This is a genomic window from Streptomyces sp. NPDC051664, assembly GCF_044453545.1.
GTDB lineage: Bacteria > Actinomycetota > Actinomycetes > Streptomycetales > Streptomycetaceae > Streptomyces.
In genome coordinates this window covers 1-17,561 of sequence record NZ_JBITCU010000028.1, presented here as the reverse complement: position 1 = coordinate 17,561, position 17,561 = coordinate 1, and the positions used below count along the sequence as shown (strand labels likewise).

Annotated in this window: 16 protein-coding genes, 2 pseudogenes and 1 riboswitch; of the genes and pseudogenes, 6 read left to right on the top strand and 12 right to left on the bottom strand. The window is 69.5% G+C overall.

Features of this window, described 5'->3' with window-relative positions:
• Positions 1-497: 497 nt before the first annotated feature.
• A pseudogene (locus ACIA8E_RS33060) lies at positions 498-959 on the top strand (mycothiol conjugate amidase Mca); the annotation flags it as partial.
• A gap of 391 nt (positions 960-1,350) precedes the next feature.
• Here ACIA8E_RS33060 and ACIA8E_RS33055 read toward each other — a convergent pair.
• The 4 genes from ACIA8E_RS33055 to ACIA8E_RS33040 form a co-directional block, all read right to left on the bottom strand.
• Complete coding sequence (locus ACIA8E_RS33055) at positions 1,351-2,244, bottom strand: dihydrodipicolinate synthase family protein (RefSeq protein ID WP_399303676.1); 894 nt, start codon at positions 2,242-2,244, stop codon at positions 1,351-1,353.
• A 209-nt stretch (positions 2,245-2,453) separates the two neighbouring features.
• Complete coding sequence (locus tag ACIA8E_RS33050) at positions 2,454-2,633, bottom strand: hypothetical protein (protein WP_399303674.1); 180 nt, start codon at positions 2,631-2,633, stop codon at positions 2,454-2,456.
• A 29-nt stretch (positions 2,634-2,662) separates the two neighbouring features.
• Positions 2,663-3,904, bottom strand: coding sequence for an MBL fold metallo-hydrolase (locus ACIA8E_RS33045; RefSeq protein WP_399303672.1), 1,242 nt, complete (start codon positions 3,902-3,904; stop codon positions 2,663-2,665).
• 99 nt (positions 3,905-4,003) lie between these two features.
• Positions 4,004-4,444, bottom strand: coding sequence for a PPOX class F420-dependent oxidoreductase (locus ACIA8E_RS33040; protein ID WP_399303670.1), 441 nt, complete (start codon positions 4,442-4,444; stop codon positions 4,004-4,006).
• Between the two features lie 148 nt (positions 4,445-4,592).
• Here ACIA8E_RS33040 and ACIA8E_RS33035 point away from each other — a divergent pair, with 148 nt between their 5' ends.
• From ACIA8E_RS33035 to ACIA8E_RS33020, 4 genes are all read left to right on the top strand, one after another.
• Positions 4,593-4,796, top strand: a complete 204-nt coding sequence (locus ACIA8E_RS33035; RefSeq protein WP_399303668.1) for a hypothetical protein — start codon at positions 4,593-4,595, stop codon at positions 4,794-4,796.
• 176 nt (positions 4,797-4,972) lie between these two features.
• Entirely contained in the window at positions 4,973-6,208 is a 1,236-nt protein-coding gene (locus ACIA8E_RS33030; RefSeq protein WP_399303666.1) for a Glu/Leu/Phe/Val dehydrogenase dimerization domain-containing protein, read from the top strand.
• Between the two features lie 221 nt (positions 6,209-6,429).
• Positions 6,430-6,831, top strand: coding sequence for a hypothetical protein (locus tag ACIA8E_RS33025; protein WP_399303664.1), 402 nt, complete (start codon positions 6,430-6,432; stop codon positions 6,829-6,831).
• Positions 6,832-6,946: 115 nt separating this feature from the next.
• Positions 6,947-7,537 (top strand): TetR/AcrR family transcriptional regulator, encoded by a 591-nt coding sequence (locus ACIA8E_RS33020; protein WP_399303662.1) that lies wholly within the window; start codon positions 6,947-6,949, stop codon positions 7,535-7,537.
• Between the two features lie 195 nt (positions 7,538-7,732).
• Here the strand turns inward: ACIA8E_RS33020 and ACIA8E_RS33015 are convergent, their stop codons facing one another.
• From ACIA8E_RS33015 to ACIA8E_RS33005, 3 genes are all read right to left on the bottom strand, one after another.
• Positions 7,733-8,587 carry an SGNH/GDSL hydrolase family protein gene (locus ACIA8E_RS33015; protein ID WP_399303660.1) on the bottom strand — a complete coding sequence of 285 codons (855 nt, stop codon included), beginning with the start codon at positions 8,585-8,587 and terminating at the stop codon, positions 7,733-7,735.
• 175 nt (positions 8,588-8,762) lie between these two features.
• Entirely contained in the window at positions 8,763-9,623 is an 861-nt protein-coding gene (locus ACIA8E_RS33010) for a M23 family metallopeptidase (RefSeq protein WP_399303658.1), read from the bottom strand.
• Positions 9,624-9,626: 3 nt separating this feature from the next.
• Positions 9,627-9,787, bottom strand: a riboswitch (cyclic di-AMP (ydaO/yuaA leader).
• A 291-nt stretch (positions 9,788-10,078) separates the two neighbouring features.
• On the bottom strand, positions 10,079-12,175 hold the full coding sequence (locus ACIA8E_RS33005; RefSeq protein WP_399303656.1) for an alpha-galactosidase: 2,097 nt from the start codon (positions 12,173-12,175) through the stop codon (positions 10,079-10,081).
• Between the two features lie 194 nt (positions 12,176-12,369).
• Between ACIA8E_RS33005 and ACIA8E_RS33000 the strand changes: the two genes are divergently transcribed.
• Complete coding sequence (locus ACIA8E_RS33000) at positions 12,370-13,182, top strand: tyrosine-protein phosphatase (protein WP_399303654.1); 813 nt, start codon at positions 12,370-12,372, stop codon at positions 13,180-13,182.
• A 25-nt stretch (positions 13,183-13,207) separates the two neighbouring features.
• Here the strand turns inward: ACIA8E_RS33000 and ACIA8E_RS32995 are convergent, their stop codons facing one another.
• From ACIA8E_RS32995 to ACIA8E_RS32975, 5 genes and pseudogenes are all read right to left on the bottom strand, one after another.
• The gene (locus tag ACIA8E_RS32995) at positions 13,208-13,381 is read right to left on the bottom strand and encodes a DUF6126 family protein (protein ID WP_356330748.1); all 174 of its coding nucleotides are present in this window, start codon (positions 13,379-13,381) and stop codon (positions 13,208-13,210) included.
• Positions 13,382-13,414: 33 nt separating this feature from the next.
• On the bottom strand, positions 13,415-14,023 hold the full coding sequence (locus ACIA8E_RS32990) for a helix-turn-helix domain-containing protein (RefSeq protein ID WP_399303652.1): 609 nt from the start codon (positions 14,021-14,023) through the stop codon (positions 13,415-13,417).
• Between the two features lie 67 nt (positions 14,024-14,090).
• Positions 14,091-15,488, bottom strand: a complete 1,398-nt coding sequence (locus ACIA8E_RS32985; RefSeq protein WP_399303650.1) for an aspartate aminotransferase family protein — start codon at positions 15,486-15,488, stop codon at positions 14,091-14,093.
• Positions 15,485-17,386, bottom strand: coding sequence for a 1-deoxy-D-xylulose-5-phosphate synthase (gene dxs, locus ACIA8E_RS32980; protein WP_399303648.1), 1,902 nt, complete (start codon positions 17,384-17,386; stop codon positions 15,485-15,487). The genes ACIA8E_RS32985 and dxs overlap by 4 nt, the downstream gene beginning before the upstream one ends.
• Before the next feature lie 26 nt (positions 17,387-17,412).
• Positions 17,413-17,561, bottom strand: a pseudogene (locus ACIA8E_RS32975) (4-hydroxy-3-methylbut-2-en-1-yl diphosphate synthase); the annotation flags it as partial.

Below are 17,561 nucleotides of genomic sequence, written 5' to 3'. Positions count from 1 at the left end.
GAGGTGGTCGGGGGACGACGGCGTCCTCGCCCGATCGCGGACCGATCAGGACCGCTGGCGTATTCAATTGCCGCACCCGCATCACTTGGAACCCCCGGCGACTGTCACAAAGATGACATGTCCTTTTCACGACAGGCTCGGCTTTCGCCGTTCGGAACGGAAGTGGCCCCGGCGTCTCAGGTGTGGGCGTTCACGGGGCGTGCCGGCCGAAAGCACCTTCGTATGAGACGCAGCCGTCGTCCCCGCCCCATGACAGGCCGGGACGACGGACGCTTCCGGCCCTCCGCCGACATCACGACAACACAGAAGGTGACGGCGATGCCCGAGCGGACATGCCGACGCATGCCGGCGCGAACGGTCGCAGCCTGGAGGACCCGGAGCAGAGTGGGACCCGCGGTCCGGTTCACGTGCGGCCGCGAACGGCTGCCCCCGCCTGACACGGCGGACCGGTCCCGTCCGGACGTTTCCCGGTCTGTCTGCCAAGCCCGGGAGACCTGCACCCCGACCACATCATGACCCACACGATCACGATGGCCGCCTTCGACGCTGCCGGGGACCTCGACGCCTACCCGGAGTCCGGTGAGCCCTGGCAGCCGCTGAAGGTGTACTGCAACCACGGCCTCTCGATGGCCCGGATCCGCGCCCTCCACGCCTACCTGGTGGAGCACGGCCACGAGTCCCGCTTCGGCGAGTGGATCGCCGACCGGGAGAAAGAGGGCCGCAGGGATGGCGAGTTCACCACCCGGGTGCAGTGCGCCGACTGGTTCGTCGTGCGCGACCGGGCGCTGATCGCCCACGCCACCCAGATCGACCCGGACGGCCCGTGGTTCCGGGTGCCGCTCGAAGTCCAGCGCGAGATCTGGCCGACCGAGGGGTACGAGCCGGCCCGCTCGCTGGTCGACACCTCGCTCCCTGAGGACGACTTGTTCGCCGGCGTCACCGCCGACATCACCGTCTGACCCTGTCCTTGCCGAACACCCCATCCGCTCCGGTGGGAGGCGGTATCTCCCCTCCGCGGAGCTTCACGGCCGATCTCACGCCACGATGCTTGCGTTGACGCTGATCAGCACGGCAACGTGATCACTCGTGCTGCTACCCCGGCGTCAGCAACGCGCTCGCGCTGCTCCGCCTGCTGCCGATGAGCGAACGGGACAAGACCATCGAATTTCTGGTCCTGCGGCCTGGCGCGAGTTCGTGCGCGCCCAGGCGTCCGGTGCGCTCGCCGCAGACTTCTTCCACGTTGACACCGTGGGCTCGACCAGGCTGTACGCGTTCGCCGGTCATGGAGGTCGGAATCCCCTCACCGTGGACGGCACCCGGCCTTGCAGGGGGACTCCGGCGCGCTCGTGCTCAGGCGGTGAGTCCGAGGACGTTCAGAACCGCGACAACATCCCGGCGCGCCGCGTCGTCCAGCCCCCGCAGAGGACGCGGCAGGTTCGGCTCCTTCGTCAGGCCGAGGTGGGACGCAATAGCGGACATGGCGCGCAGGCTGCCATGGCGGCGGAGCAGTGACCACAGCGGCTCCAGCGCATCGGACAACTCCGTCGCCCATGCCGTCTGGCCGGCCTGGGCAGCACAGGCGATGCCAAGCGCGGCCTGCGGGAACATCCCGCCGAAGGCCGAGTACCAGGCGTCACACCCGCCGTTCAGGCCGCGGACGGCCGCCCAATCACCGCTCACACCGATGGTGACCGTGTCCGGGATCACCGCCCGCAGCGTGTCGATGCGGGCTCTTGCCTGTGCGGCGTCGCCGGACACTGCGGGGATCTTGATCGAGGCGACATTCGGCAACTGTGCGACACGGCCGTGCAGTTCGTCGGTGAAGCGCACCTGGGTGGTGCGAGGGTTGTCGTACACGCACAGAGGCACGGACAGCTCGCGGGTGACATCCTCGTACAGGCCGAACACCTCGTCGTCCGTCAGCGGCTGGTACGACACCGGGGCGAGCAGCACTCCATGAGCTCCGGCCTTCTGGGCGTCCTCGGCCAGCGCCAGGACGTGTGCCGTGCGCAACGCGCCGATACCGACCAGGACGGGGACACCATCGGCGGCGTCGACGGCGATCTTCGTGGCGTGGGCACGCTGCTCGCGGGTGAGGTAGGCGTAGCCGCCGGTGGAACCGAGTGCGCCGATGGAGTCCACGCCGGCGGCCGCGAGGCGGGCGACGAGCGCGGCGTACGCCGTGTAATCGATTCCCTGCTCGTCGGTGGGCGTGAGAGGGAAGGCACTGAGGCCGCGGAACATGCTGGCTCCCGGAAGCGAGGAGTATGGGGTGATGCTCGGTTCGCCGTTATGCGTCGCCGTCGGCGTGGTACCCGTAGGCGAGGAAGGCGACGGTCAGGATGATCGCGACGCGTGCGCAGGCAGCGGTCCTGGATCTGTGGCGTCTCTGCCGCCGGCTGCTCGAGATGGGCGTCTGTCCCTCCTTCTCGTACGATCTTCGATCACTGCTCTCAGCCGGCTCTCGACGCCAGGGTCACGGCGCCTTCCAGCGGGAGGCTGTGGTGCTGTCCGCGGTCGGCACACGCGTTGTGCCCCTCGTCCTCGGCCCGTCCCAGATGGGCGGGACCGTCGAGCACCTGGATCGCCTGCTTCTTTTCGGCCTCCGCCATCTTGGCGAACACCTGCGTCATTGTATTCAGGCTTTCGCCCCTGCCCCGAGTCACCGTTCACCCGCGAGATCAAGATCGCGGCTGTCCTGACCCTGAGCAACGTCCGGTGCTTCGGTACGGCGCCAGGGGTGTGCAATCGGGGCAGACACGGCCCGCCACCAGGCATCGACGGGAAGCGTTCCCGCGGGCTCGAAGGGCTCGCCCGGCTGGGGGAATGCGGCCGGCTGCTCAGCTACCTCGGCGGCATCCTTGGTCCACTCGCCGGGCTCTGCCCACGCGTGCATGGAGAGCGTGAAGGTGCCCCAGTGGATGGGCATCATGACGCCATGCGGCTTGCCCCCTTGCAGGTCAAGGTGCGCCTGGACCCCCTGAGCCGGCGTCATATGAATGTCTGGCCACCCACCAGGGAGAGGCGTGGAGTCCGTGTGATTCTTGGGCCAGTACTCCGAATACGCGCCGATCTGGATCATCGTCGCGTCGAACGGGCCGTGCTCGGCGCCGATGTCCTTGAAACCGGGGAAGTAGCCGGTGTCCCCGGAGTGGTAGATCCGGTGCTCGGGGCCCGCGACGGCCCAGGACGCCCAGAGCGTCTGCTGCTGGTTGCGCAGGCCGCGTCCGCAGAAGTGCCGGGCCGGAGTCGCGGTGAGGCTGATCCCGGCGATGTTCGTGGTCTCGTTCCAGTCGAGCTCACGCATCCGGTCGGTGGACACGCCCCAGCGCTCCAGGTGGGCGCCGACACCGAGCGGCACCGCGAAGACCGTGTCCGTGCCCGCCAGGGCGCGGATGGTCGGCAGGTCGAGGTGATCGTAGTGGTCGTGCGAGATCACGACCGCGTCGAGCGGGCCGAGCGTCGCGAGCGGCAACGGCACCGGGTGCAGCCGCTTGGGTCCGGCGAACGCGAAGGGCGAACAGCGTTCGCCCCACACCGGGTCGAAGAGCACCCGTCGGCCGTCGATCTCGGCGAGCACGCTCGAGTGGCCCATCCAGGTGAGCCGCAGCCCTGAGACCGGCGGCCGGGCAAGGTCGGCGAGGGTGGTCGCATGGACGGGCACCATGCCGTTCGGCGACCTGCGTACCCGCTCCTCCTTGTGGAAGTAGACCTTCGCGAACTCCAGCGTCGAGCCGGACGGCCTGGTACGCGCCCCCACCGGGTTCTGGAAGACTCCCTCGGCGAAATTGGGCGAGTTCCGGATGCGCTCCATGCGGGCGTCCCCCGGGTCGGCGCCGAATGCGGCGGGTCGCAGCGAACGCAGCCGGGTACGGAGCGAATGCAAGGAGTCAGCGCCGGTCACAACATCTCCTGAGGGAGTCGGTGTCGTTTCATTATGAGCAGGGGGTAAGACAGTGCGAGTACGGGGCGGCCGATGGAATGACGGCGGGACTCCGCCGTCTCAGCCACGCGGCTGCCCGTACGCGTGTTCGACATGTAGCCGCAGCACGATACGCCGGTCGCGGACCATCGCACTGCGGTAATCGTCCCAGTCGGGGTGCTCGCCCTGCACATCCCGGTAGAGCGTGATCAGCTCCTCGACGGTCGCGTCGGACGGATCGGCGGCGACCGGCGACAGCTCGGCCGTGCCGTCCGCGACCGTCCAGGCCCAGCGGTCCTCGCTGGTGACGTGGTAGCTCGCCCGCGGATCGCGCCGCAGATTCCGCGTCTTCGCCCGGCCATCGGTGATCGAGACGCGGATGATGCGCTCCGCGGGATAGTAGAAGTGATTGACATTGGACAGCTGGGGCCGGCCGTCCCGCTTCAGCGTCACGAGCACCCCGCCGCTCTCTTCGGCGACCAGCCGAAGGAGCGCGTCCTGCTGCGCGTCGATTCCCGTCATGACGAATCCAACGTGCATACCCACCGCAGGATTCCGCGTTCCGCCACTCGCTCATGTCACATCCGGCGGCCGCCGCCCGCCGCATCCGTGACAGCAGCCCGCCGACACCGCTGGACACCGGACAAGGAAACCGGCCCCGACCGCCCGCATGCCGCCCGACCCGCGCCGCACCCCGGTGGACCGGCTCAGGACCGTGCTCGGCGAGAAGCCCCTGATCGAGCCGACGACCATGGTCGCCATGGAGGACCTGCGCTCCCGCACCGATTCCGCACGTGGCCTGACCAGCCAGGGCTTCAAGGAGTGCAAGGCGCCGAGGGCCGCCGCCCGGGGCACGGCTCACACCAGCCGCTGAACAACGATTCAGCAAGGGCCACGTTGACAGGGACGTCCCCGCCTCCCGATACTGACCGACGATTCAGTAAGTCGTTGACCGCGGCGGCCACCCCGGATCGCCGGAGGCGCTCGCTGTGCCCTGGCCCGGACCGCTCCGGGGCCCATCCTGATCACTGATACCGAGGAGACACCCCGATGACGACACCGACGAATCCGACGGCGCCGACGGTGTCCCCGGCCGTTCCGCCCGCCCCGCTGATCTCGCTGACCTGGACGGACCACGTCACCGGACGCCAGGGCCATCTGGTCGTCGACCGACTGGTGCGCGGCGTGTCGAGTGGCGGGCTGCGGATGCGGGCGGGCTGCACGCTCGACGAGGTGGCAGGACTTGCCCGGGGCATGACGATGAAGGAGGCCCTCCACTTCGATGCCGATGACACACAGGCGCGCTACATACCGCTCGGCGGCGCCAAGGGCGGCATCGACTGCGACCCGCGCGACCCGGAGGCGTACGGGGTGCTCGTGCGCTATCTGCGGGCCGTGCGTCCGTATATAGAGAACGTCTGGACGACCGGCGAGGATCTCGGACTCACCCAGGACATCGTCGACCGGGCGGCGGCCGAGGCCGGGCTCGTCTCCTCGATCCAGGCGGTCTATCCGCTCCTCGACGACGAGACGGTGGCCCGGCAGCGGCTCGCCGACGCGTTCACCGTCGAGGTGGACGGCATCGGGCTCGACGAGCTGGTCGGCGGCTGCGGGGTAGCCGAGTCGGCGCTCGCCGCGCTGGACCGGGCAGGCGTCGCGTACACGGAGGCCAGGGTCTCCGTACAGGGGCTCGGCACCATGGGCGGCGCGACGGCACGGTTCCTCGCCCGGGCCGGACTGAGGGTCGTCGCCGTCGCCGACATCAAGGGGACGATCGCCAACCCGGCGGGCCTGGATGTCGAGGCGCTGCTCGCTGCCCGGGACGCCTACGGAACGGTGGACCGCGGTGCGCTACGGGACGGAGACCGGGAGTTGTCCGCCGACGCGTGGCTGACGCAGGAGGCGGAGGTGCTCGTACCGGCAGCGGTCTCGTACGCCGTCGACGCCACGAACCAGGCCCGGATCAGCGCCCGTTGGATCGTCGAGGCGGCGAACATGCCGGTGCTGCCGGAAGCGGAGGCGCTGCTCGCCGAGCGCGGCATCACCGTACTGCCCGACGTGGTCGTCAACTCCGGCACGAACGCATGGTGGTGGTGGACGCTGTTCGGCGACATCGGGGCCGATGCCGAGGAAGCGTTCGGGCACACCCGTCGCTCGATGCGGGCGCTGATCGGCCGGATGCTGGCCCGTGCCGAGGCCGACGGCTCCACTCCCCGGGCGGCGGCCCATGCCCTCGTCGCCGAGCGGCTTCCGGTGATGGCCGAGCGGTTCGGCTGGTACCGATGAACCCGTCAAGCCGCCGGGTCCGCTGAGCCGCCGGACCTCTGCGGGCCACCCAACCGGTCCCGCCTCGCCAAGGTGAAGACGGTCCAGCGCACGCACGGCTACCCGTCCGACCCCAGGGGCATGTACGCCTGCACGACCTGGCATTCGACCTGCCGCGCAAGGACAACTGGTACCGGCTGACCGTCGATGCCACTCGCATGTCACCGGATCCGGTGACATGGATGCTCGGGGCACAGGTGACCAGCGAGTGGCGGTTCCCCTCCGGCCACGAGAAGCCCGCTGCCGCGGCCCGGCTGCTGGACCTCGACTACTCGCTGCCGCTGACCGGCGAGAACGCGGCGGATGCGGGCAAGCCGCTCGACTACACGGTCGGCCTGACCGCACAGGGAGGTCAGCGGGCGCTTCCCATCGCGTCGTTGAAGGTCTGGTACGCGACGGACGGCACCGACTGGAAGCAGGCCACGGCTGCGCGCGGGGCCGACGGCCGGTGGAAGGTCACGGTGCCTGCCGCGGGCACCGCCAAGGTCGACTTGCGGACAACCGTCACGGACACCACCGGTGCGTCGCTGACGGAAACCCTGATCGACGCGTACAACTCGGGCTGCGCCGACATCTGGTGCTGACCGAGGCCTGACAGCTGGAAGCAAGTCGGGGGCGGCCCCCTTGCGGTCCCGCCCCCGACCTGTCGGGGACCCGGGCATTGGTTAGGGTGACGCCGTGGCAAGAGTGCGGTTGAGCGTGGCGGAACGACGCGAGGAGTTGCTGCGTGCTGCCGTCGAGCAGATCGAGGTGCGGGGCGTCGCCGCGGTACGGATCGCCGATGTGGCGTCCGTCCTCGGGGTGAGCAACGCACTCGTGCTCTACCACTTCTCGACGAAGGAGAAGCTGGTCGCGGCCGCCTTCGCGCATGCGGCCGAGGCCGACCTGGCCCATCTGCGCAAGCTCCTCAGCCGCCGCACCAGTGCGGTACGGAGGCTGCGCGCCGCCGTCCGCTGGTACGCGCCGACCGGGCAGGCCAAGGGGTGGCGGCTGTGGATCGAGGGCTGGGCGGCTTCGTTGCGCGATCCGGCGCTGCGCAATGTGGCCGGCGATCTCGACCAGCAGTGGAAGGCCGAACTGGCCGAGGTCCTCGAAGAAGGGGCCGCCGCGGGGGAGTTCCACTGCGACGATCCGATGTCCGTGGCCTGGCGGCTGACCGCGCTGCTGGACGGTCTGGCCGTCCAGATGACGTCGTACGCCGGCCCGCTCTCCCGGGCCACGATGCTGGCGTGGACCGACGAGGCGCTCGCCCGCGAGCTGGGCATCGACCAGGAGACACTGACAGCCTGACCGGCAGTCGCTCCGCTTCCGTCAGCCCCTGACGTCTCGCGTCTTCTCCCCGTCTCCCCAGGTGCCTTCCCATGCCTGCGACCGCCACTACGCTCGGACAGGTAACCCAGATGATGATCAGGTACAGAGTCATTCCGCCCGAGGTGACGGGCCTCGGCGAACAGGCCCGTCCGGCCGAAGTGGACACCGCGCCGGTTACAGCGGCAGCAGGTCGGGCCGCTTCGCCTCGACGTGGTCACCGGAGGACTCGCCGCGCAGCCGCCGTCCGATCCACGGCACCAGATATTCGCGTGCCCAGTGGATGTCGTCGCGCCGCACCTCGAGCGTGCCGCGCTGCGCCTGTGGGGGCCACTCCTGGTCGGGGTCGGCCGGCACATCGAGGGCGAGGACCTGGGCGGCGCGCAGCGCGACCCGGGTGTGTCCCTCGGGCGACAGATGGAGCCGGTCGTCGTCCCAGGCGCGCCGGTCCTGCACGGACCGCAGCGACCACAGGTCGAGGACCGGGCAGTCGTAGCGGTCGGCGATGGACCGCACATGGGCGGTGTAGGTGGCGATCTTGCCGCGCAGATGGCGCAGCACGGGCACGCCGCGGGTGTCGAAGCCGGTCGTGACCATGACGGTGCCGACCGACCGGGTCAGGTCGGCGACCGCGCGCTCGAAGCGTTCGGCCACGTCGTCGGGGTCGGTGCCGGGCCGGATGATGTCATTGCCGCCCGCGCAGAAGCTCACCAGGTCGGGGGCGAGCTGCTTGGCGCGCGGCACCTGTTCCTCGACTATCTGGTCGAGGAGGCGTCCGCGTACGGCGAGATTGGCGTACCGGAAGTTCCCGTGAGCCGAACCGGCGGAACCATCGGTGTTCGTCGCTGCGTCGGGGTCGGGGAGCTGGTCCGCGAGGAGTACAGCGAAACGGTCTGCCCAGCCGACGAAGGTTCCGTCCGGGCCCGGGTCACCGACCCCCTCGGTGAAGCTGTCGCCAATCGCTGCGTACGACCCGATGGCGCCATGCCGGTTGTTGACGCCACGTTGATTTTTTCTCGAATCGTCTGCCACAAGGGCACATCCTGCACTGACGAATGTGACCTACGCGACCGTAATAAGGGGTTGACGGGAGGTGAGATAGACCACCCGGTCAGGTTTTAGTAAAGAGGGAATAAGTGAAGGGGCGGTGCGCCGCCGCGCACCGCCCCATCAACAAGCCGTTCGGATCAGGCCTGACCGGATCCGATCAGACGGAGATTCCGTGTGAAGCCAGGAAGGCGACCGGGTCGATGTCCGAGCCGTACGCGGGGCCGGTGCGGACCTCGAAGTGGAGGTGCGGGCCGGTGACGTTGCCGGTGGCACCGGAGAGGCCGATCTGCTGGCCGACGGAGACGGTCTGGCCCACCGAGACGGAGAGCGCGGACAGGTGGCCGTACTGCGAGTAGTGGCCGTCGGCGTGCTTGACGACGACCTCGTTGCCGTACGCGCCACCCCAGCCGGCGGTGACGACGGTGCCGGAGGTGATCACCTTCACGCTGGTGCCTGTGAAGACCGGGAAGTCGATGCCGGTGTGGCTGCCACTGGACCAGTTGGCACCGGAGGCGCGGTAGTTGGTGGTGTGCTTGCCCGGGACCGGGGAGACGTAGCCGGAGCTGCTGCTCGGGGCGGCCGAAGGGGCGGCCGCGGGCTTGGTGGCCACCGGAGCCTTCGACGGAGCCGGGACGGCCTGCGTGTTGCCGGTGGCCGCGGCGGAGCCGCCGAGGGTCAGCTTCATGCCCGGGACGATCAGGCTCGGGTTGCCGCCGATGACCTCGCGGTTGTCCTGGTACAGCTTCTCCCAGCCACCCTCGACCTTGTTGTCGGTGGCGATCTTCGCCAGGTAGTCGCCGGCGACGACGGAGTACGTCCGGGTCTCGGCCTGCTTCTTCGCGACCGGGGCGGCCGGGGCGGCGGCAGAGTGCGCGGCGGGGGCGGCCTGCTCCGCGGCGTGGGCACCGGTGGCACCGAGCAGCGGGAGGGCGATGACGGCCCCGCCGGCGCCGGCGGCGGCAACGCCACGAGCGATGGTGCTGGACTTCGGACGACGGTGCTTACCCGATATGGGCATGAAGAATTTCCTCTCCGGCGCCTACGAGGTGAGCTGTCGGGTTCGGGCTGGAGATGCCCGGTCGCATGAAGTGCGACTTCACCCCGAGCCGGCCGGATTTCTCCGGTCGGCGGCTTACCTGGTTCCCCCGCTCCTGCCACACGATGAGTGGGTGCGAATTCCGGTCGGCGGCAGGATTAGGCGGTCCGTCCGGATTGACGGTGACCGTAAACGAGTGAGGACGAGCAGAACAAGCCATCGGTTGCGTGCCGGAATCCGCGCCGGGAAATCGGCGCGGAATTCCGGTCACACTCCGTGGATTACGGATCTTGGCTTTCGGCGCGGTGTACGGATTACCCGGCCGCCGCGCCACCACGCACCGTCACGGATATGATCCCGCTCACGAGAGGCCCCTCATCTCCCGCATAAGCAGGACATGTTCTACTAAATGCCTCAATGCGGACATGTCATGAACATCATTCGCGGCGGAGCCTCAGCACCTTCGCGTCCAGGTCCCCCCGCAGGCCGGTGCGCAGGCCGTGATGCAGCAGCACGGAACCGTGGTGGACGGCCCCGGTGTCCAAACAGGTGTAGGTCGCCGTGGGGTCGAGTCCGCGCAGCCGCAGGACCGGCGGCAGCTCCCCGTACCTCTGTGCCTCCAGCCACACGAGCACCACGGTTTCGTCACCGTGCGTGTACTGCACGGCGCTGAGCCCGCCGCGCGGCGCACGCAGCCGGTACAGCGCCCCGTGCTGCACCACCGGGCGGATCTCCTTGTACAGGTCCACCCAGCCCCGGGCCTCGGCGAGCTCTTCGTCGCTCCACTCGGTAAGGTCTCCGCCGACCCCGAGCACCCCGGCCATCGCGCTCACGAAGCGGAAGCGCAGCGAGCTCACCCTGCTGTTGAGCTGGACGTTCGGGCTGTCGGTGACCCAGGCGGCCATCACTCGAGCCGGATGGATCTGCCCGAAGCCCTCCTGGATGGCGAGCCGGTCCAGCGGGTCGGTGTTGTCGGAGGTCCACACCTGGTCGGTACGGGCGAGGATGCCCAGATCGATCCTGCCGCCGCCGCCCGAGCAGGACTCGAAGGCGACACCGGGGTGAGCCGCCCGCAGCCGGTCGATCAGCGCGTACAGCGCATCCACATGCTCGATCCAGAGCTTCTGCGGATACTCCTCGCCCGGCCAGCCCGCATCGGTGAAGCAGCGGTTGAAGTCCCATTTCACATAGTCGATCGGGGCGCTGGAGAGCAGTGAGTCGAGCTGTTCCCACAGATGGTTCTGCACATCGGTCCGGGCCAGATTGAGCACCAGCTGATTACGGAACTCCGTGCAGGTCCGCCCGGGAAAGTGCTGCACCCAGTCAGGGTGCGCGCGGTACAGGTCGCTGTCGGCGTTCACCATCTCCGGTTCGACCCAGATGCCGAACTGCATGCCGAGCGCGTGCACTTCGTCGGCGAGCGGTTTCAGCCCGCCGGGGAAGCGCTCGGGGTTCGGGGTCCAGTCGCCGAGTCCCGCCCGGTCGCTGGTGCGCTGCCCGAACCACGCGTCGTCCACCACGAACAGTTCGACGCCCATCGCTGCGGCGCGCACGGCCAGGGCGCGCTGCTGGTCCTCCGCGACGTCGAAGCCGGTGGCCTCCCAGGAGTTGTAGAGCACCGGCCGCAGGCTTTCGGCGTCCGGAACGACGTGGGCCAGCTGCCAGGCGTGCCAGGCCCGGCTCGCCCCGCCGAACCCTTCGGCGCTCCACAGTCCGGCGAACACCGGTGTGGTGTACGTCTCCCCCGATGCGAGCCGCAGCAGCCCCGAGTCGTCGTAGCCGGCCCCGCCGGTGATCTGTACGAGCCCGTCGGGAAGCTGCTGCACGGCGATCCGCCACGATCCGGACCAGGCGAGCGCGCAGCCGTACACCTCGCCGTCCTCCTCGGTGGCGGCTCCGTCCGCGTCGAGCGCGACCCAGGGCAGAAACTGGTGCCCGGTGTGACCGCGCCTGCTGGAGAGGACCATCTCACCGTACGTCAGCTCCGACCGCACGAGCTGCGTCTCCGCCGCCCACCGCCCGTGCAGGTGACTGAGGCGCCAGCCGTCGCGGGCGGGCAGTGCCCAGGCGGCCGCGTCGGCTCGCAGCAGCTCCAGCGGCGGTCCGTCGGGGCCGGCGTGGCTGACGGTGGCCCAGCGCTCGATCACATCGGAGTCGTCCCGCATCCGGTAGTGCAGCGTGAGCGCGAGCTGTTGTACGGAGTCGGAGAACGCGATGAGCAGTTCGTCGCCCTCCACCGCTGCCTCGGCGTAGGTCCATTCGGTGCCGCGGGCCTCGGGGGTGCGTACCGAGAGCGCGGGCCGGACGAACCGGGGGCCGCCCTCCACCGGGTACTCCTCGCGGCCGTCCAGCTGCGATTCGAAGCCGCGGAAGGGCAGTTCCGGTGCGGCGGCGAGGGTCTCGGTGGCCGCGAGGGAGATGCGCGGCCCCCAGTGCAGATGCAGCAGTTCGTCCCGGTCCGTGAGATGCAGCGCGTAGCTGCCGGTCGCCCCGGTCAGCAGCCAGGTCCGACCCCTGTCACCAGTCTCGATCATGTCATCCCCACATTCACACAGTTCCGCACATCATCAAGCTCCGACGGCTGGCCGGGCAACGCCCGCGCAGGGGGAATTCACCGACGGTCGGGGCGAGAACGGCCGAGATGATTGTCCGAGGCACCGATGTCGTATCGTCGCGGGAGAGACCTCGCCGGCGAGCCGCGCCGACGCCAGACATTCCAGGAGACACCGTGACGCAGCAGGTGCCGCAGATCTCGTCGACGGAACCCGAGCTGTCGGGCGTGCGCAACTTCCGCGACGTGGGCGGGCTGCCCACCGTCGACGGACGCCGGGTGCGGTACGGACGGCTCTTCCGCAGCGGTCACCTCGCGCACGCCACCTCCGAGGACGCGGCGTTCCTCGGCGGTCTCGGGCTGCGCACGATCTTCGACTTCCGGAATGCGGCCGATCACAAGCTCGACGGCCTGGACGTGGAGCTGCCGGGTGTGCGGAATGTGAGCATCCCGCTCTCCGACCCGGCCGACGGCGCCGAGTTCTGGCGGATGGTCCGCGACGGCGACATCGAGCAGCTGCGCGACATCCTCGCCGACGGCAAGGGGGCGGCCCGGATGACCGCCTCGTACCGGGCGATCGTCAGGGACCGCACCGCCGAGCACAGCCGGGTGCTGCACGCCCTGGCCGAGGACAGTGTCCCCGCGCTGATGCACTGCGCGGCGGGCAAGGACCGGGCCGGGATCTCGATCGCGGTGTCGCTGCTCGCCGTCGGGGTCGAGCGCGAGGCCATCGAGGCCGACTACCTCAAGTCCAACGAGCTGCACCGCCGGTACAAGGTGCGCCGCAGCGACACCTCGGCGACCGGGATGTCGCCCGAGGTGATGGAGCTGCTCAGCCCGCTCTTCGACGCCCGCGCCGAATATCTCGCCCAGGCCTTCACCACCATCGAGGAGACCTGGGGCAGCACCGACCGCTATCTCGCCGATGGACTGAAGCTCACTCCGCAGACGCTGGAGCAGCTGCGCGGACGACTGCTCGACGAGGCGTAACCGGACCTCCCGGCGGCGGTGGCGGTCAGCCCTTGCCGGCCACGGCGAAGAGGAGGTAGAGGAAGGCCGCGAAGACGTGTCCGGCGACGAGATAGGCGACCAGCCGGATCACCACGCCGCGCGGAAACTTCCCCTCCTGCGGTCCGTCGTTCTTCGACCTGGCCGGGGTGAGCGGATCGAAGTTCTCTGAATCGGACATGACAGTCCTCTCTGGCGACCGGACGGACCGGTCTCAGCGGCGGTGGATCCCGCTGCCGAGGCACAGCTCGGCGGCAGGGCTCTGGAGCAGGGTGTGGACGAAGAGGAGCTCGGATCCGTCGTGGTCGACGGCGGCGATCCGGTGCGGGGTGAGCGAGTCGAAGTGGGCGCTGTCCCCGGGGTCGAGATCGTGCACGGTGTCGCCGAGGGTCACCCGTAGCCGCCCGGCGAGGACGTACAGCCACTCCTCGCCCGGATGAACGCGTACGAGATCGCCCTGCGCGCCGTACGGCACGCGGACGCGCAGCGCCTGCATCGCCCGGCCGGATCCACCGGCCTGCTGGTACATCCAGCCGTCGGCCTCGGCGCCCTCGAACCTGCCGGCGCGGACGATCGCGTCACGTTCCGGCGGAGTCTCGCCGAGCAGCTCGGAGACCGTCGTACCGTAGATCCTGGCAAGTCCGAGGAGCATCGGCAGCGAGGGCTGCCGTCGGCCCGTTTCGAGCCGGGAGAGATGGGCGGGGGAAAGCCCCGCGCGCTGCGCGGCGCTCTCGAGGGTGAGACCACGGCGGCGGCGCAGATCGCGCAGGCGTGGCGCGACCCCGGGCAGCTCGTCGGCCACCCCTCCATCGGGAGGATTCATATGTCCATTGGGCCAGGATTCTGCCTCAGAGGCAATTTTCTTGCCTCTGAGGCAAATCCCGTGAGGCTCAGCGGTGCGCGACCGCCTGTTTGACCAGTGTCCTGCCGAAGTCCCACATCAGGCCGCCGCCACTGTGCGCGTCGTCCATCACCGCCGTGAACGCGGTCACGAACCGGTCCACCTCCGGCTCACCGATGACCAGCGGCGGAATAAGCTTGATCACTTCCAGATGGTCGCCGGAGACCTGGGTGAGGATCCGGTGCTTCTGCAGCAGCGGTACGACCACCATCTGCGCGAACAGACCCTTGCGGGCCGCCTGGAGCACGGTCCAGCGGCTGCGCAGCTTCAGCGAGGTAGGCCGGCCGAACTCGATGCCGATCATCAGCCCGCGGCCGCGGACCTCGTGCAGCAGCTCGTACCGCCCGACGAGCGCGGCGAGCCGCTCGCGCAGCAGATCGCCGGTGCGGCGGGCGTTGGCGACGGTCTCCTCGTCCTCCATCACCGCGAGGACAGCGAGCCCCGCCGCCATCGCCTGGGCGTTGGAGCCGAAGCTCGCCGAGTGGACCAGAACCCGGTCCATCGACGAATAGACGCGTCTGAAGATCCAGTCCTTCCCGAGGGTCGCTCCCACCGGCACATAGCCGCCGGAGAGTGCCTTGGCGACACAGACCAGATCGGGGTCGACACCTTCCTCGTGCTGGTACGCGTAGAAGTCACCGGTCCTGCCGAGGCCGGTCTGCACCTCGTCGGCGATGAGGAGCGCCTTGTGCCGGTGCAGCAGCTCCTGCGCGGCGCGCAGGAAGCCGGGCGGCGCCTCGTGGACGCCCTTGCCCTGGATCGGCTCGACGACGAGCGCCGCCACATCTCCGCGTCTCAGTTCACGCAGCAGCGCGTCGAGGTCGCCGAGTTCGATGGCGGTGTCGGGCAACAGCGGGGCGAACCCGTCCCGGAAGCCGGACTCGCCGTTGACCGAGAGCGAGCCGGTCGTCAGGCCGTGGAAGGCGTGGGTGCAGTAGAGCACGCGCGGCTTCCCGGTGGCGTACCGGGCGAACTTCAGCGCGGTCTCGACGGCCTCGGTGCCGCTGTTGCCGAAGAAGACCCGGTCCAGGTGCGGGCTGTGCGCGAGCAGTTTCTCGGCCAGCAGTCCGGGCAGCGGCTGGCAGTCGAAGCGGGTGAGGTCGGCGAGCGAGGCGTCCAGGACGTCGTGCAGTGCCTTGCGGACGACGGGGTGGTGGCGACCCAGACCCATCACGCCGAAGCCGGCGAGCATGTCGAGGTAGTCGTTGCCGTCCGCGTCCCAGAAGTACGCGCCCTCGGCCCGTTCGTAGACGTTGTCGAAGCCGATGGTGTGCAGCATCCGCGGCAGCTGGTGGTTGAGGTATTTCGTGTGCAGCTCATAGCGTTCGGCGCCGCGTTCCGCGAGGAGTTGCGCCAGATCGAAGCCCTTGGGGCCGCCGTCCTTCATTCCCCGCTCTCCTCAATCCCCTCGACTGCGGCCTTGGCGGCCAGCGCGGCACTGATCCGGCCGGCGATCTCGACCGGTGTGAGCCCGATATCGGCCAGCACCTCGGCGCGCTTGCCGTGCGCGAGGAACTGCTCAGGGATGCCGAACGCGCGCAGCGGTACGTCGACACCGGCATCGCGCAACGCCTGTCCGACCGCCGAACCGACGCCTCCCGCCCGGCTGTTGTCCTCGACGACGGCGACCAGCCGGTGCCGTCCGGCGAGCGGGGCGAGCTGTTCGTCGACCGGTTTGACCCAGCGGGGGTCGACGACCGTGCAGCGGATTCCCCCGCCCGCAAGGAGGTCGGCGGCCTGCAGACAGACGGAGGCGAGCACGCCCACCGCCACGATGAGCACCTGGGGGTCGTCGGCGCGGTGCAGTACGTCCATTTCACCGACCCGGCCGATCGCCGGGACGGGCTCCCCCACCGACTCCTTCGGGAAGCGCAGCACGGTCGGCGCGTCGTCGACGGTGACGGCTTCGCGCAGCTCCTCCCGCAGCCGGTCGGCGTCGCGCGGGGCCGCGATCCGGAGCCCGGGTACGACCTGGAGCACGGACAGGTCCCACATACCGTTGTGCGAAGGACCGTCCGGGCCGGTGACACCCGCCCGGTCGAGGACGAACGTCACACCGCACCTGTGCAGCGCGACGTCCATCAAGAGCTGGTCGAAGGCGCGGTTGAGGAACGTGGCGTAGACGGCGACGACCGGATGCAGCCCGCCCGTGGCGAGCCCCGCCGCGGAGACCACCGCATGCTGCTCGGCGATCCCGACGTCCCAGACCCGGTCGGGGAACGCCTCGGCGAACTTCGTCAGCCCGACGGGGTGCAGCATCGCCGCCGTGATCGCGACGACGTCCGGCCGCTCCGCACCGATCTCGGCGATCTCGTCCCCGAACACAGAGGTCCACGACGGGCTGCCGAGCGGTGCGAGCGGGGCACAGGTCAGCGGGTCCATCGCACCGACGGTGTGGAACCGGTCTGCCTCGTTCTCCAGCGCGGGTGCGTACCCGCGGCCCTTCTCGGTGAGGCAGTGCACCAGCACCGGGCCGTGGAACCGTTTTGCCCGGCTGAGCGCGGACTCGACGGCCTCGATGTCGTGCCCGTCGACCGGCCCGACGTACTTGAGCCCCAGGTCCTCGAACATGCCCTGGGGGGCGAAGGCGTCCTTGAACCCCTTCTTCGCTCCGTGCAGCGACTCGTACAGCGGCTGTCCGACGACGGGTGTGCGCTGGAGGACGTCCTTGCCCCATGACAGGAAGCGCTCGTATCCGTCGGTGGTACGGAGGGTGGCCAGGTGGTTGGCGAGGCCGCCTATGGTCGGGCCGTACGAGCGCTCGTTGTCGTTCACCACGATGATCAGCGGCCGGTCCCTGGCCGCCGCGATGTTGTTGAGCGCCTCCCACGCCATGCCGCCGGTGAGCGCCCCGTCCCCGATGACGGCGACGACATGGTGGGGGCTGCCGAGTACCTCGTTCGCCTTGGCCAGGCCGTCCGCCCAGCCGAGCACGGTCGAGGCGTGCGAGTTCTCGATGACGTCGTGCGCGGACTCCTCGCGCGACGGGTAGCCGGACAGGCCTCCCTTCCCACGCAGCTTGGAGAAGTCCTGCCGCCCGGTGAGCAGTTTGTGCACGTAGCTCTGGTGCCCGGTGTCCCACAGGATGCGGTCCACGGGTGAGTCGAAGGCCCGGTGCAGGGCGATGGACAGCTCCACCACCCCCAGGTTGGGCCCCAGATGGCCGCCGGTCCTGGCCACCGCCTCGATCAGGAACTTCCTGATGTCCTCGGCGAGTTCGCCGAGTTCCGGTCCGCTCAGTGCCTTCAGGTCGTGCGGCCCCCGAATGGTCTCCAGAATGGTCACGCTCGGGCCCCCTCTCCGGTCCTGTTTCAGCTCACGGTGACGGCGGGAACCCCTGATGGTGTCCCCGCGTCTTCCATGCCCTCGGCGATCTTCAGGGCTTCCTCGATGAGCGTCTCGACGATCTTCGACTCGGGAACCGTCTTGATGATCTCGCCCTTGACGAAGATCTGCCCCT